This is a genomic window from Halomonas rhizosphaerae (genome assembly GCF_030010555.1).
In the GTDB taxonomy this organism is placed as follows: Bacteria; Pseudomonadota; Gammaproteobacteria; order Pseudomonadales; family Halomonadaceae; genus Halomonas; species Halomonas rhizosphaerae.
Genome location: NZ_JASCQP010000009.1, coordinates 14,364 through 28,771 on the forward strand (window position 1 = coordinate 14,364; position 14,408 = coordinate 28,771).

Annotated in this window: 16 protein-coding genes; 8 read left to right on the forward strand and 8 right to left on the reverse strand. The window is 68.9% G+C overall.

Annotation, left to right across the window (positions count from 1 at the left end; all coding sequences use genetic code 11):
* Positions 1 to 88: 88 nt before the first annotated feature.
* Both hemE and QLQ83_RS02840 read left to right on the forward strand, forming a co-directional pair.
* Positions 89 to 1,165: a uroporphyrinogen decarboxylase gene (gene hemE / locus QLQ83_RS02835; protein WP_282734056.1), complete on the forward strand. Its 1,077-nt coding sequence runs from the start codon at positions 89 to 91 to the stop codon at positions 1,163 to 1,165.
* Entirely contained in the window at positions 1,158 to 1,565 is a 408-nt protein-coding gene (locus QLQ83_RS02840; RefSeq protein WP_282734057.1) for a VanZ family protein, read from the forward strand. The genes hemE and QLQ83_RS02840 overlap by 8 nt, the downstream gene beginning before the upstream one ends.
* Here the strand turns inward: QLQ83_RS02840 and QLQ83_RS02845 are convergent.
* Complete coding sequence (locus QLQ83_RS02845) at positions 1,562 to 2,065, reverse strand: hypothetical protein (RefSeq protein ID WP_282734058.1); 504 nt, start codon at positions 2,063 to 2,065, stop codon at positions 1,562 to 1,564. The genes QLQ83_RS02840 and QLQ83_RS02845 overlap by 4 nt on opposite strands.
* Positions 2,066 to 2,278: 213 nt before the next feature.
* Here QLQ83_RS02845 and QLQ83_RS02850 point away from each other — a divergent pair, with 213 nt between their 5' ends.
* A complete protein-coding gene (locus QLQ83_RS02850; protein WP_282734059.1) occupies positions 2,279 to 2,707 on the forward strand; it encodes a host attachment protein in 429 nt (142 codons plus the stop codon).
* Between the two features lie 53 nt (positions 2,708 to 2,760).
* Here QLQ83_RS02850 and QLQ83_RS02855 read toward each other — a convergent pair whose 3' ends face one another.
* Entirely contained in the window at positions 2,761 to 3,687 is a 927-nt protein-coding gene (locus QLQ83_RS02855; RefSeq protein WP_106231082.1) for a LysR family transcriptional regulator, read from the reverse strand.
* Between the two features lie 144 nt (positions 3,688 to 3,831).
* Between QLQ83_RS02855 and QLQ83_RS02860 the strand changes: the two genes are divergently transcribed.
* A complete protein-coding gene (locus tag QLQ83_RS02860) occupies positions 3,832 to 4,608 on the forward strand; it encodes a ferredoxin--NADP reductase (protein ID WP_282734060.1) in 777 nt (258 codons plus the stop codon).
* Positions 4,609 to 5,120: 512 nt separating this feature from the next.
* On the opposite strand, the gene glnK is transcribed toward QLQ83_RS02860, so the two are convergent.
* From glnK to QLQ83_RS02890, 3 genes are all read right to left on the reverse strand, one after another.
* Positions 5,121 to 5,459 carry a P-II family nitrogen regulator gene (glnK, locus tag QLQ83_RS02880; protein WP_151442144.1) on the reverse strand — a complete coding sequence of 113 codons (339 nt, stop codon included), beginning with the start codon at positions 5,457 to 5,459 and terminating at the stop codon, positions 5,121 to 5,123.
* Positions 5,460 to 5,612: 153 nt separating this feature from the next.
* A complete protein-coding gene (locus QLQ83_RS02885; RefSeq protein WP_282734061.1) occupies positions 5,613 to 6,863 on the reverse strand; it encodes an ammonium transporter in 1,251 nt (416 codons plus the stop codon).
* Positions 6,864 to 6,902: 39 nt separating this feature from the next.
* Positions 6,903 to 7,241: a P-II family nitrogen regulator gene (locus QLQ83_RS02890; protein WP_106231078.1), complete on the reverse strand. Its 339-nt coding sequence runs from the start codon at positions 7,239 to 7,241 to the stop codon at positions 6,903 to 6,905.
* Positions 7,242 to 7,532: 291 nt separating this feature from the next.
* Here QLQ83_RS02890 and QLQ83_RS02895 point away from each other — a divergent pair, with 291 nt between their 5' ends.
* Complete coding sequence (locus QLQ83_RS02895; protein WP_282734062.1) at positions 7,533 to 7,874, forward strand: accessory factor UbiK family protein; 342 nt, start codon at positions 7,533 to 7,535, stop codon at positions 7,872 to 7,874.
* Between the two features lie 73 nt (positions 7,875 to 7,947).
* Positions 7,948 to 9,450: a YifB family Mg chelatase-like AAA ATPase gene (locus tag QLQ83_RS02900; protein ID WP_282734063.1), complete on the forward strand. Its 1,503-nt coding sequence runs from the start codon at positions 7,948 to 7,950 to the stop codon at positions 9,448 to 9,450.
* A gap of 10 nt (positions 9,451 to 9,460) precedes the next feature.
* Here the strand turns inward: QLQ83_RS02900 and QLQ83_RS02905 are convergent, their stop codons facing one another.
* Positions 9,461 to 9,940, reverse strand: a complete 480-nt coding sequence (locus tag QLQ83_RS02905; protein WP_282734064.1) for a hypothetical protein — start codon at positions 9,938 to 9,940, stop codon at positions 9,461 to 9,463.
* On the reverse strand, positions 9,937 to 10,911 hold the full coding sequence (locus tag QLQ83_RS02910; protein ID WP_282734065.1) for an alpha/beta hydrolase: 975 nt from the start codon (positions 10,909 to 10,911) through the stop codon (positions 9,937 to 9,939). Before QLQ83_RS02910 ends, QLQ83_RS02905 begins: the two co-directional genes overlap by 4 nt.
* A gap of 232 nt (positions 10,912 to 11,143) precedes the next feature.
* Here QLQ83_RS02910 and QLQ83_RS02915 point away from each other — a divergent pair, with 232 nt between their 5' ends.
* Positions 11,144 to 13,318 (forward strand): malate synthase G, encoded by a 2,175-nt coding sequence (locus QLQ83_RS02915; protein ID WP_282734066.1) that lies wholly within the window; start codon positions 11,144 to 11,146, stop codon positions 13,316 to 13,318.
* Positions 13,319 to 13,506: 188 nt separating this feature from the next.
* Positions 13,507 to 13,920 (forward strand): PaaI family thioesterase, encoded by a 414-nt coding sequence (locus QLQ83_RS02920; RefSeq protein ID WP_282734067.1) that lies wholly within the window; start codon positions 13,507 to 13,509, stop codon positions 13,918 to 13,920.
* On the opposite strand, the gene QLQ83_RS02925 is transcribed toward QLQ83_RS02920, so the two are convergent.
* The gene (locus QLQ83_RS02925) at positions 13,896 to 14,300 is read right to left on the reverse strand and encodes a DUF423 domain-containing protein (RefSeq protein WP_282734068.1); all 405 of its coding nucleotides are present in this window, start codon (positions 14,298 to 14,300) and stop codon (positions 13,896 to 13,898) included. The genes QLQ83_RS02920 and QLQ83_RS02925 overlap by 25 nt on opposite strands.
* Positions 14,301 to 14,408: the final 108 nt, after the last annotated feature.

Genomic DNA, 14,408 nt, shown 5'->3' on the forward strand with positions numbered 1-14,408 from the left:
GCCGGCTCACCGTTGTGTCACGGGGCTCATCCCCGGGCCGTTCGATGGGGTACAATGGCGCCCACATTTTCCGTGGACGAGCGCCCGCATGGAACTCAAGAACGACCGCTTTCTGCGCGCCCTGGCGCGTCAACCCGTCGACCGCACCCCGGTGTGGATGATGCGTCAGGCCGGCCGCTACCTGCCGGAGTATCGCGAGGTGCGCGGCCATGCCGGCAGCTTCATGGACCTGTGCCGCAACCAGGAGCTGGCCTGCGAGGTCACCCTGCAGCCGCTGGAGCGCTATCCGCTGGATGCGGCCATTCTCTTCTCGGACATCCTGACCATCCCCGATGCCATGGGGTTGGGGCTCTACTTCGAGACCGGCGAGGGCCCGAAATTCCGCAAGCCGGTGCGCACCTCGGCCGAGGTGGATGCCCTGCAGGCGCCGGACGCCGAGCGTGACCTTGACTACGTGATGCGGGCCGTCTCGACCATCCGCCGCGAGCTGAACGGCCGGGTGCCGCTGATCGGCTTCTCCGGCAGCCCCTGGACGCTGGCCACCTACATGGTGGAGGGCGCCTCCAGCAAGGACTTCCGCCACGTCAAGACGATGCTCTACGATGCGCCGGACACCATGCATCGGCTGCTCGATACCCTGGCCCATGCCGTCACCGACTACCTCAACGCCCAGATCCGCGCCGGCGCCCAGGCGGTCCAGGTCTTCGATACCTGGGGCGGTGCGCTCTCCACGCCGGCCTACCTGGAGTTCTCGCTGCGCTACATGGAGCAGATCGTCGCCGGCCTGATCCGAGAGCACGAGGGACGCCGAGTGCCGGTGATCCTCTTCACCAAGAACGGCGGCCAGTGGCTCGAGGACATCGCGGCGGCCGGCTCCGATGCCGTCGGCCTGGACTGGACCACCGAACTCTCCGATGCCCGGGCCCGGGTCGGCCATCGCGTCGCCCTGCAGGGCAACCTCGACCCCCACGTGCTGTTTGCCCGCCCCTCGGCGATCCGTGCCGAGGTGGCGCGCACCCTGGACAGCTTCGGCCACGGGCCCGGCCATGTCTTCAATCTGGGGCACGGCATCAACCAGTTCACCGACCCGGACCATGTGACGGCCTTCATGGAGGCCCTCCATGACCTGAGCCCGGCTTACCATCGCAACATCCCTCATGGCTGACTGGCTGGACCGGCTGGCCGCCGGGGAGGACAGAGGGTGGCGCCGTCGCTGGGCGGTGCTGGCCTGCCTGGCGGCCCTGGTGATCGCCTGGGGCAGCCTGACGCCCGGCAGCGAGTTGCCCGACACCCTGCCCTGGGACAAGGCCAGCCACTTCATCGGCTATGCCGGCCTGGCGGGCCTGGTCGGGCTCGCCGGTGTGCGCCTGCCGCTGGCCTTCCTGGCCGTGCTGCTGCTGGGCATCGTCATCGAGTTTGCCCAGCTCCCGGTGCCCGGCCGCAGCGGCGGTGACTGGGCCGACATCCTGGCCAACGGCCTGGGTGCCGCCTCGGCGGCAGTCCTGCTCCATGCCTTCCGCCGGGTCTGCCTGCGCCGTCCGCCTCGGCGCGTGCCGCGCCCCTAGAGGCGCGGCTCACGGCTGGTGTCGGGCTCCGCCTGGCCGTCGGTCGCGAGGTCCAGGGTCGGCTCGCTGGCGGTGCGCTGGGGGCGGTGGCGTTCGGCGGGGCGCATCACCCGGGCGCTGCCCAGCACGCTTTCCTCCTCGGGCGCGACGCTGCTCGCCGCGCTGGTCCAGGCGGCCTCGCGGTCATGCACCGCCGGGCGTCGCTCCCAGGAACGGGTGACCACGGCGCCGGGGGCGAAACCGGGGCGCTGGGCGCCCAGGTGGTGGGGCAGCAGCCAGAGCTCGGCGAGCAGGCGCAGGGCCACGGCGGCGAGCAGCCAGGCCCCGCCGGCCAGGGCCAGGGTGGGCCAGGCGGAGGCCCAGTCGACGGGAGCGAGCCAGGGCGTGCGAGGGGCCAGCCACAGGGCCGCGCCGGCCAGCAGACCGAACTGCAGCAGCAGGTGGCAGGTCAGCAGGGTGGTGCGGGCCAGCGGCCGGCGGGGAAACAGGAACTGTCGCATCGGGGTCCTCCCGGGGATGCACATCGTGGTGATGAGTCGTGCCGACTTCCGTGCCGGCCAGGGCAGGATGCTACCCCAGATTCCGCCGCCCTGCAGTCATCGCGTGTCGCCAGGTTGACCAACGGGAGCGGGCTTGCCAATGTGGAACGAGAGGCGGAAGTGGGTGTCCCGTCGGGAGGACTTCCGTCAACTCACCAGCATCAAGGAGCGGCTATGACAACCTATATCGTGGTGGCTGATGCGGCGCGGGCGCGACTGTTCACCCGCGATGGGCTCAAGGTCAGCGAGAAGGACAGTCTCGTCCATGCCGAGGGGCGCATGCACGAGGGGGACCTGGTGACGGACCGCGGTGGCGACGTCCACGAGTCGACCTCGACGACCGCGCGCAGCGCCGGCGGGGAGAACGTCGCAACCCAGCACCACGAGGAGATCTTCGCCCGCGAGGTCGCCGACCGGCTCTATCGCGCGCGCGTCGACAACACCATGGAGAAGCTGATCCTGGTCGCGCCGCCTCGCTTCCTCGGCCAGCTGCGGGACAAGGTCGATGGCCCCACCGCCAAGCTGGTGATTCACACCCTGGCCAAGGATCTCACCAAGGCCTCCCTCGCCGATATCCGGGAGGCGGTCAGCGACCTCCGCTAGCCTCCCGCTGTCGCCTTCCTTGCGGCCCGGCCCTGTCGCCGGGCCGCGCTGCGTCAGGGCACCTGAGGCAGGTCGATCTGGTCGCTGCGACGGATGCCCTCGGTCATCTGCCGGCACAGCTTGAGGAACTCGCGCATGCCGGTGGCCAGGTACTTGTGGCGGTGCCAGATGAAGGTGAACTGGCGGCTCAGGTCCAGCTCCGGGGTGGCGATGGGTACCAGGCTGCCGCGGCGGAAGGCGTCGCGCAGGGCCAGTTTCGAGACGCAGCCGATGCCGAGCCCAGATTCCACCGCCCGCTTGATGCCCTCGGTATGCTCCAGCTCCAGCAGGATGTTGAAGCGACCGCGGCGGTGCCGGGCCGCCTGCTCCAGGGTCAGCCGGGTGCCGGAGCCCTGCTCGCGCATGATCCAGGCCTCGCGCAGCAGCCGGTCCAGCTCCACCGGGCCGGCCGTAGCGAGCGGATGGCGGGGCGAGCAGAACACCGCCAACTCGTCCTCCACCCAGGGCTGGGTGATCACGTCCTCCTCCTCGCACTGCCCCTCGATCAGCCCCAGGTCGAGCCCGTGCTGGCGAACGCTGTCGATGATGGTCCGGGTATTGCGCACCGAGAGGCGCACCCGGCTGCCCGGATGGCGCTGCATGAAGTCGCTGATCAGCAGGGTCGCCAGGTAGTTGCCGATGGTCAGGGTGGCGCCCACGTCCAGGGTGCCGATGCCCTGCTGGCCACGCAGCAGCTCCTCCACCTCCTCGGCCCGGTCGAGCAGGGCCACCGCCTTGGGCAGCAGCTGGAACCCCAGGGCATTGAGCTTGAGGCGCTTGCCGATGCGGTCGAGCAGGCGGCAATCGAACTGCCGCTCCAGCTCGGCGAGGGCGGTACTGGTCGCCGACTGGGAGAGCGCCAGGGCGCGGGCCGCCCGGGAGACGCTCTCGTGCTGGGCCACGGCGACGAAGACTTCCAGCTGGCGCAGGGTGTAACGCATGACGCTCCTCGGGGGATTTGATATCCATAGTATAGATAAGTGTTATCCATACAATCCATTTAACAGATATTGCCCCGGCTCTTAGAATTGCACTCAAAGATTGGCTGTCCGATCTATTCTATTCTGGAATATCAAGGAGTCGGCATGAGCAAGTTTGCGCTTGAGGACGTTCTGAGTGTGCACCACTGGAACGATACCCTGTTCAGTTTCCGGACCACCCGCGAGCGCAGCCTGCGCTTCAAGAACGGCCAGTTCGTGATGATCGGCCTCGAGGTGAACGGCAAGCCGCTGATGCGGGCCTACTCCATCGCCAGCCCCAACTACGAGGACCACCTGGAGTTCTTCAGCATCAAGGTGCCCGATGGCCCCCTGACCTCGCGCCTCCAGCACCTCCAGGTGGGGGACCAGATCATGGTCAGCCGCAAGCCCACCGGCACCCTGGTCACCGACGACCTGCTGCCGGGGCGCAACCTCTACCTGCTCTCCACCGGCACCGGCCTGGCCCCGTTCATGAGCCTCATCCAGGACCCGGAGGTCTACGAGCGCTTCGAGAAGGTGGTGCTGGTGCACGGCGTGCGCAACGTCAGCGAGCTGGCCTATGCCGACTTCATCCAGAAGGACCTGCCCGCCCACGAGTACCTCGGCGAGGAGATCAGCGAGAAGCTGGTCTACTACCCCACCGTGACCCGCGAGGCCTTTCACACCATGGGGCGGCTGACCGACCATATCCGCAGCGGCAAGCTGGCCGAGGACACCGGCCTGCCGGCCATCGACCCCAAGCAGGATCGCGCCATGATCTGCGGCAGCCCGGCGATGCTCGACGACACCAGCACGCTGCTCGACGAGCTCGGCTTCACCATCTCGCCGCGCATGGGCGAGCCCGGCGACTACGTGATCGAGCGGGCCTTCGTCGAGAAGTAAGCAGCGCCGAGCTACAAGCGCCGAGCCGCCAAGCTGTTCGGTGATGCGCGATAGTTAGCGAGGCAGAAACGCCAAACCCCACCGGGCTAACCTCTGGTGGGGTTTCTGGTTACTTGTCACTTTGACCAAGACTCTGCCTGGCCGCTTGGCGCTTAGACGGCGTCTTTTCCCGTTTCGCCGGTACGGATGCGGATGACCTGCTCCAGGGCGGTGACGAAGATCCTGCCGTCGCCGATCTTGCTGAATGTGTCGGTGCGACCTGGAAGATGTCGGTTAGACGGCGTCCTTGCCGGTCTCGCCGGTGCGGATGCGGATCACCTGCTCCAGGGCAGTGACGAAGATCTTGCCGTCGCCGATCTAGCTGAATGTGTCGGTGCGACCTGGAGGATGTCGGTTAGACGGCGTCCTTGCCGGTCTCGCCGGTGCGGATGCGCAGCACCTGCTCCACGGTGACGAAGATCTTGCCGTCGCCGATCTTGCTGAATGTGTCGGTGCGACCTGGACGATGTCGGTTAGACGGCGTCCTTGCCGGTCTCGCCGGTGCGGATGCGCAGCACCTGCTCCAGGGCGGTGACGAAGATCTTGCCGTCGCCGATCTTGCCGGTATTCGCGACCTGGGTGATGGCGTCGATCACCTTCTCGGCCATCTCGTCATCCACGGCCACCTCAAGCTTCACCTTGGGCAGGAAGTCGACCACGTACTCGGCGCCGCGATAGAGCTCGGTGTGGCCCTTCTGGCGACCGAAGCCCTTGACCTCGGTAACGGTGATGCCCTGGACGCCGATCTCGGAGAGCGACTCCCGTACGTCGTCGAGCTTGAACGGCTTGATGATGGCGGTCACCAGTTTCATGGTCTTGATCCTCGTCGTGTCCGTTGGTCGGTGGCGCTGGCCGCCACCCCTGCTACGTTCATTGTGCCAGAGCATACACCCGGTGCGGGAGGAATAAAAAAGGCCCCCCGAAGGGGGCCAGGAGGAGCACGCCAGCTCACTCTGGGGCCTGCCTCACTTCTTGGAAGCGCTGAACTCGGGGTAGGCCTCCAGGCCGCACTCGGCCAGGTCGACGCCTTCGTACTCTTCCTCCTCGGTGACCCGGATGCCCATCACGGCCTTGAGGATCAGCCAGACGACCAGGCTGGCCACGAACACCCAGACGAAGATCCCGAGGATGCCGATGATCTGGGGGCCGAAACCGGCCTCGGCGTTGGTGAAGGGGACCGCCAGCACGCCCCAGATGCCCACCACGCCGTGGGCGGAGATGGCACCCACCGGGTCGTCGAGCTTGAGCTTGTCGAGGACGACGATGGAGGTGACGACCAGCAGGCCACCCACGGCACCGATCAGCACGGCACCCAGGGCGCTGGGCGATAGCGGGTCGGCGGTGATGGCCACCAGGCCGGCGATGGCACCGTTCAGGGCCATGGTCAGGTCGGCCTTGCGGAACCACAGCTTGGCCAGGACCAGGGCGGCGATCACGCCCCCGGCAGCGGCCGCGTTGGTGTTGACGAACACCTGGGCCACGTTGTTGGCGGAACCGACGTCGGACATCTTCAGCTCGGAGCCGCCGTTGAAACCGAACCAGCCCATCCACAGGATGAAGGTGCCCAGGGTGGCCAGCGGCAGGTTGGCGCCGGGGATGGCGTAGATGCTGCCGTCCTTGCCGTACTTGCCCTTGCGCGGACCGAGCACCAGCACGCCGGCCAGGGCCGCGGCGGCGCCGGCCAGGTGCACGATGCCGGAGCCGGCATAGTCGGAGTAGCCGACCTCGGCCAGCCAGCCGCCGCCCCAGGTCCAGTAGCCCGACACCGGATAGATGAAGCCGGTCATGACCACGGCGAAGGCCAGGAAGGACCACAGCTTCATGCGCTCGGCCACGGCACCGGAGACGATGGACATGGCGGTGGCCACGAACACGACCTGGAAGAAGAAGTCCGACCGCATCGAGTAGTAGGGGGCATCGTCACCGCCGGCCAGCACCGCGTCGACGCCGTTCTCGCTACCGATCAGCACGCCGAGGCTGGGCAGGAAGCCGCCTGCGCCGCTGGAGTACATCAGGTAGTAGCCCACCAGCAGGTACATGGTGCAGGCGATGGCAAACAGCGCGATGTTCTTGGTCAGGATCTCGGCGGTGTTCTTGGAGCGTACCAGGCCCGCCTCGAGCATCGAGAAGCCGGCGGCCATCCACATCACCAGGACGCCGCAGATCAGGAAGTAGAAGGTATCGAGCGCGTAGCTCAGCTCCGGTAATTCGACCATGAGGGTCTCTCCACGTCAGGAATGGGAAGGGGGCGTCGGTCAGACGGCATCGGCGCCGCGCTCACCGGTGCGGATGCGGATGACGTCCTCCAGCGGCGTGACGAAGACCTTGCCGTCGCCGATCTTGCCGCTGTTGGCCGCGCTGCAGATGGCATCGAGCACCGTCTCCAGCCGTGAGTCGTCCACCGCGACCTCGACCTTCACCTTGGGCAGGAAGTCGACGACGTACTCTGCACCGCGGTAGAGCTCGGTGTGGCCCTTCTGGCGACCGAAGCCCTTGACCTCGGTGACGGTGATGCCCTGAACGCCGTTGTCGGCGAGTGCCTCGCGCACGTCGTCGAGCTTGAACGGCTTGATGATGGCAGTGATCAGCTTCATCCCGGATCTCCCCTGCTGGATGTCGGCGGCGTGATGCCGCGCGATGGGTGGCTGCCCTGCCCAAGCGCAAACCGTGCCATGTTCCGGAATATGGCTTTGATATCAGCGTCATGAGGTGAGAGGCGGGGGGAGTTTCCGACACGGGCAACCGCCGCGTGGTCGCGACTGCCCTGTTGTGGTGCGCGGTCGTGGTGCGCATGCCCCACAAGAGGGCGGCGGTGGGGAATGCGCCGGGCGGGGGCCTTGCGTATCCTGTGGGCAGGCATCCCATCACGATTCAGGAGAGACACCATGGTGAGCCATGATCGCATCAGCCGCCTGGCCCAGCAGATCGGCGATCGCCTGCAGGGCGCCTCCCAGGCCCCGGAGGAGGTGCAGAAGGGTATCCAGCAAGTGGTGAAGGGCGCCTTCGACCGCCTCGAGCTGGTCTCGCGGGAGGATTTCGACATCCTGATGGACGTGTTGCAGCGTACCCGGGCGCGTGTCGAGGCGCTGGAGACGCAGGTGGCGGCCCTCGAGGCGGCGCTGGACAGCAATGCGTCGCGGGAGGCGGCGCCGAGTGAGCCCCCGGGCGCGCTGCCGGAGGCGCCGAGCCCCGAGGAGGATGCCGGCGCTGGCGAGACCGACCGCTGATCCCCGGCCGGCGCCGGGCGGATCCCGGCGGCCTGGGCTAGCCTGAGGTCAGACGGGCTGCGAGGGATCGCCGATGACGCTGGCAATCATCCACACCCGGGCCGGCCTCGGGCTCGAGGCGCCCGAGGTGCTGGTCGAGGTGCACCTGGCCAATGGACTGCCCGGCATGACCCTGGTGGGCCTGCCGGAAGCCGCCGTCAAGGAGAGCCGCGAGCGGGTGCGCAGTGCCCTGGTGAATGCCGGCTTCGACTTCCCGCTGCGGCGCATCACCCTCAACCTGGCGCCCGCCGACCTGCCCAAGGAGGGGGGGCGCTTCGACCTGCCCATCGCCCTGGGCCTGCTGGTGGCCTCCGGCCAGGTACCGCCCGAGGCGCTGGCGGGCGTCGAATGCGCCGGCGAGCTGGCCCTGGATGGTCGGCTGCGCCCGGTGACCGGCGTCCTGCCGCTGGCCATGGCGACACGCCGCGCCGGCCGGCGGCTGATCGTGCCGCAGGCCAATGCCGACGAGGCGGCCCTGGCCGGCGATCTCGAGGTGCTGCCCGCGGATCACCTGCTGGAGGTGGTGGCCCACCTGCTGGGTCAGGCGCCCATCGCGCCCCATCGGCCATCGAGCGTCGTCCCGACACCCGAGGCGGGCCCCGACCTGGCGGAGGTACGGGGCCAGCACCAGGCCCGGCGCGCCCTGGAGGTGGCCGCGGCCGGCGGGCACAACCTGCTGTTTGCCGGTCCTCCCGGGACCGGCAAGACCATGCTGGCCAGCCGCCTGCCGGGGATCCTGCCGCCGCTCTCCGAGGAGGAGGCCCTCGAGGTGGCGGCGATCCGCTCGGTCAGCGGGCTTTCGCATGCCGAGCAGTGGGGCGTGCGCCCCTTCCGTGCCCCGCACCATACCGCCAGCGCCGTGGCCCTGGTGGGTGGCGGCTCCCGGCCGCGGCCCGGCGAGATCTCCCTGGCCCACCGCGGGGTGCTGTTCCTCGATGAGCTGCCCGAGTTCCCGCGGCATGTGCTGGAGGTGATGCGCGAACCCATGGAGTCGGGGCAGATCCATATCGCCCGGGCCAGCCACGAGCGGCGCTACCCTGCCGGCTTCCAGCTGGTGGCGGCCATGAACCCCTGCCCCTGCGGCCACCTGGGCGACCCGCGCCAGGCCTGCCATTGCACGGCGGCCCAGATCCAGCGCTACCAGGCGCGCCTCTCGGGACCGCTGCTCGATCGCATCGACCTGCAGGTGGAGGTGCCGGCGCTGGCCCCGGAGCAGCTCACCTCCCGTGAACCGGGTGAGTCCTCGGCGGTGGTGCGCGAGCGGGTGCTGTCGGCCCGGGCGCGTCAGGCGGCCCGCGGCGCGCTGAACGCGCAATTGGCCGGTCAGGCCCTGGAGGAGGCCTGCGCCCTGCAGGCGACGGATCGCGCCTGGCTGGCCGGCGTGCTGGAGCGTCTCAAGCTGTCGGCCCGGGCCTACCACCGGGTCCTGCGGGTGGCCCTGACCCTGGCCGACCTGGCCGGCGAGGCGCGTCCCGGGCGTGACCAGCTGATCGAGGCGATCGGCTACCGCCAGCTCGATCGCCTGCTCAAGGGGTGAGGGAATCCGCTCAGAGGGCGGTGGCGTCCAGGGCCCCGCTGATCTCGCTGCCCCACTCTGGCGCGTCGCTCCCCGCGCGTCGCAGCTCCAGGCTCAGTCGATAGGGCAGCAGCTCGCGGTCGGAGAGCTGCAGCCGGGGGCCGTCGGCCTCGAGTCGGCTTTCCAGGCGCCACTGGTTGTCGCCGCCCCCCTCGGCCATGGCGTCCCGCCACTCCAGCACCTGGGGGCCGTCTGAAACCGCCAGCAGGGCACGGGTCAGGCTCTCGAGCACGCGTTCTTCGCCGAGCCCCAGGTCGGGGTCGACCTCCGGCCTGGCCAGCAGCAGGACCTGGTCGGCCGCCGGTCTGGGCATGGGCGGCGTCGCCGTGACCCGTTCGGCGGCGCGCTCGCCAAGCCCGAACAGGGCCTGGCGCAGGGTGGCGGGCTGCTCCGGGGCAGCGGCACAGCCGGCAAGCAGGGTCACCAGCAGCAGGGGCAAGTGGGGTTTCATGGCGAGGTCGTCTCCCGGGGCGAGGTGTCGGCCGGTTCCAGTCGGGCAATGAAGCGGTCGAGCACCGTGAACAACTCGCGACGGATCGGCTCCGCCTCGTTGACCAGATGGTGACGGGCCTCGGGGTGGCGATGGATCTCGGCGTTAGGGAACTTGCGCGCCAGCACTTCGAGGTTCCACTCCCAGTCTACCGTCAGGTCCTGCTCACCCTGCAGGATCAGGGTGGCAACCGGGCTCGGTGGCAGCGCCAGCAGCTGCGGCATCCAGCGGCGCATGGCCCCCACCCAGTCCATCGCCAGGCGGTCCGCCTGGAGGGGGTCGCCCTCGCGCAGGAAGTCGGCGAAGTCGGCATCCGTGGAGTTGGCGCGGAACTTGCGCGGGATCGACTCCACGAAGGGGCCCACCAGGCGGTGCAGCCAGCTCGACTGGTTCCAGCCCCAGGGACGCACCAGCGGCGCCAGCAGCGCCAGGCCCGACCAGGCACCATCGTCGCCGCGGGTCAGGGCGTCGGTGGCGAGAATCGCCGCCCCGGTGCTCTGGCCGACGCCCAGCCAGGGGCGGGGGGCCAGCCCTTCTTCCTCGAGATGTTGCTGCAAGTGGTGCAGGCAGCTGCCATAGTCCTTGAAGTCGTCGATGGAGGCACGGCGGCCGCTGGAGAGACCATGGCCGGGCAGGTCCCAGAGCACGACCCGCCAGCCCCGCGCGAGCAGGCACTCCAGCAGGTGACGGTAGAGGCCGAGATGGTCAAAGTAGCCGTGTACCACGAAGGCCGTGCCGATGGGCGAGTCGGGACTCCAGACCTGGGTCCAGAGGCGGAAGCCACCGGCCTCCAGGTACCCCACATAGAGCCCCACATGCTCGGCAAGCAGGGGCGCCAGGCCGTAGTGACCCAGGTAGTGCTCGAGGTCCTGTCCGGACAGGTCCGCAGGGGCGAGGGGGCCCAGGGCCTGCAGGGGGGTGAAGTCGCTCATCGGTTTCTCCGCAATGCCCGTTCATGCTAGCGCCAAGCCGACGGCCCGGCCAGCAATGCCTCGGTGACCGGTGTCGGCCTCATCATTTGGTCTAGCTCGGGGCGGCAGGCGGCAGGTACGGGTTTACATATGGAAGCATTTTCCACAAAATTGATGCTACGCAGTCACCATTCCCTGTCCGGCCGGTCGGTGCCAGGGGGCACCGAGCAGCCAAGCATGAGGAGCACGACCCATGACCCAACGCATCACTCGCCATCGCCTTCAGGTGGCCGCCGAGCTGGACCGTTTCATCAACGAACAGGCCCTGCCGGGCACCGGTGTCGACCCCGAGGCCTTCTGGGCCGGCGTCGACGCCCTCTTTCATGATCTGACCCCGCAGAACCGCGAACTGCTCTCCGAACGCGACCGCCTGCAGGAGAAGCTCGATGCCTGGCATCGCGAGCATCCTGGGCCGATCCGCGACATGGCCGCCTACCGTGCCTTCCTCGAGGAGATCGGCTACCTGGTGGAGGCACCGGCCAGCGTCAGCGTGACCACCGCCAACGTGGACCGCGAGATCGCCGTCCAGGCCGGCCCGCAGCTGGTGGTGCCGGTCAACAACCCGCGCTATGCCTTGAACGCCGGCAATGCCCGCTGGGGCAGCCTCTATGACGCCCTCTACGGCACCGACGCCATCTCCGAGGAGGGCGGGGCCGAGAAGGGCGCGAGCTTCAACCCCAAGCGCGGCGAGAAGGTCATCGGCTATGCCCGCGGCGTGCTCGACCGCGCTGCCCCGCTGGCCACCGGCTCCCACCACGATGCCGTCAAGTATGCCCTGCGTGACGGTCACCTGGTGGTCTCCCTGGACGGCGGTCGCGAGACCGGCCTCAAGGACCCGGGCAAGCTGGTGGGCTTCAACGGCCCGGCCGAGAGCCCCGAGTCCGTACTGCTGGCCAACCACGGCCTGCACCTGGAGATCCAGATCGATCCGAGCCACCCGATCGGCAAGACCGACCCGGCCGGCGTCAAGGACGTGGTGGTCGAGGCGGCATTGACCACCATCATGGACTGCGAGGACTCCGTGGCCGCGGTGGATGCCGAGGACAAGGTCGGAGTCTATGCCAGCTGGCTGGGCCTGATGAAGGGCGACCTGGAGGAGCAGGTCGAGAAGGGCGGCAAGACTATCACTCGCCGCCTCAATGCCGATCGCACCTGGCACAACACCGACGGGGGAACCATCACCCTGCCGGGCCGCTCGCTGATGTTCGTGCGCAACGTGGGCCACCTGATGACCACGCCGGCGGTGCTGGATGCCGACGGCAACGAGCTGCCCGAGGGCATCCTCGACGGTATCGTCACCGGCCTGGTCGCCCTGCACGACCTGAAGAAGGGCGAGAACGAGCCGCGCAACTCGCGCACCGGCTCCATGTACATCGTCAAGCCGAAGATGCACGGCCCGAAGGAGGTCGCCTTCTCCAATGCGCTGTTCGGTCGCATCGAGGACATCCTCGGCATGGCCCGCGATACCCTGAAGATGGGCATCATGGACGAGGAGCGTCGCACCTCGGTCAACCTCAAGGCCTGCATCGCGGAGGCCAGCTCGCGGGTGGTGTTCATCAACACCGGCTTCCTCGACCGCACCGGCGACGAGATGCACACCGCCATGGAGGCGGGCCCGATGATCCGCAAGGGCGACATGAAGGGCTCCGCCTGGATCCAGGCCTACGAGAAGAACAATGTCCAGGTCGGCCTGGCCTGCGGCCTGCGCGGCCGCGCCCAGATCGGCAAGGGCATGTGGGCCATGCCGGACCTGATGGCCGCCATGCTCGAGCAGAAGGTCGGCCATCCCAAGGCCGGGGCCAACACCGCCTGGGTGCCGTCGCCCACCGCCGCCACCCTGCATGCCCTGCACTACCATCAGGTGGACGTGGCGGCCCTGCAGCGCGAGATGGAAGGCCAGGGCGAGGTGGACTTCCTGAATGACCTGCTCACCGTGCCGGTCGCCGAGTCACCGCAGTGGAGCGACGAGGAGCTCCAGCAGGAACTGGACAACAACTGCCAGGGCATCCTCGGCTACGTGGTGCGCTGGGTCGAGCACGGCGTGGGCTGCTCCAAGGTGCCGGACATCCATGACGTGGGCCTGATGGAAGACCGCGCCACCCTGCGGATCTCCAGCCAGCACATCGCCAACTGGCTGCACCACGGCGTGGTCGATGCCCCCCGGGTCCAGGAGACCCTGGAGCGCATGGCCAAGGTGGTCGATCAGCAGAACGCCGGTGACCCGGCGTACACGCCGATGAGCGCCGACTTCGCCGCCTCGACTGCCTTCCAGGCCGCCAGCGACCTGATCTTCAAGGGCCGCGAGCAGCCCGCCGGCTATACCGAGCCGCTGCTGCACCACTGGCGCGCCGTGCACAAGGCCAAGTAACGCCATCGACGAATGGGGCGCCGGCCAGCGCCGAGCCCCGGTACAGAACGCCCCCGCGGTATCGGCCGCGGGGGCGTTTCCATGATGGGGCCGGCGTTGAAGCGCTCGACGTTCGGCGACTGTCGGCCAGGGGCGGGCTCGGCTATCGTGGGGCCTGCCTCGCCACCACCACCGCAAGGAGCCTGCCGATGACCGTGATGACCGCCGCCGCCATCGAGGACTTTCTCGACGAGATCTTTCCCCAGCGGATGGGGACCATCGAGGGCGTTGACGAGATGCGCGCGACCATGAGCCTGGCCATCGACGACGAGCACCTGCGGCCCGGGGCCAGCGTCTCCGGCCCCACCCTGATGGGGCTGGCCGACGTCTGCCTCTACGTGGCGATACTGGCCCAGATCGGCCCCGAGCCCATGGCCGTGACCAGCGACCTGCACTGCCGCTTCCTGCGCCGGCCCCGGGGCGATCGCGACATCATCGCCAACGCCCGGATCCTCAAGCTGGGGCGCCGCCTTGCGGTGGGGGAGGTGCAGCTCTTCTCCGACGGCGACGAGCGGCCGGTGGCCCTGGTCACCGCGACCTATGCGCTGCCGGACGGCGACTGACCCGTTGGCCGGGCACGCAGCACCGCCACGGCCAGCGCCAGCCAGCCGCCGATCATCAGCACACCGCCCACCGGGGTGACCATGCCCAGGCCACCAAGGCTCGTCAGCGCCATGGCGTAGAGCGAGCCCGAGAAGAGCGCCATGCCGGCTGCCCAGAGCCCCATGGCCAGCCGCTGGCCCGCCTGGGGTCGCGATGCCCGCCAGGCCAGCAACGCCAGCAGCGCCAGGGTATGCCAGGCCTGGTAGCGCACCCCGGTCTCGAAGGCCGCCGCCAGCCGCGGGGCCAGCTGGCTCTCCAGCGCGTGGGCGCCGAAGGCGCCGGCGATCACCATCAGGGCGCCGGAGAGCGCCGTGCCCAGCCACCATCCCCTGTCCTGCATTCTGACCCTCCTTGTCTTGACTGACCGTTATGGTTGCGCGGATTCGCGAGAGGCGCCGGATCAGCCTCGGGTGTCACGTTAGCTTGGACTGCCTACCGTACCCGGCGG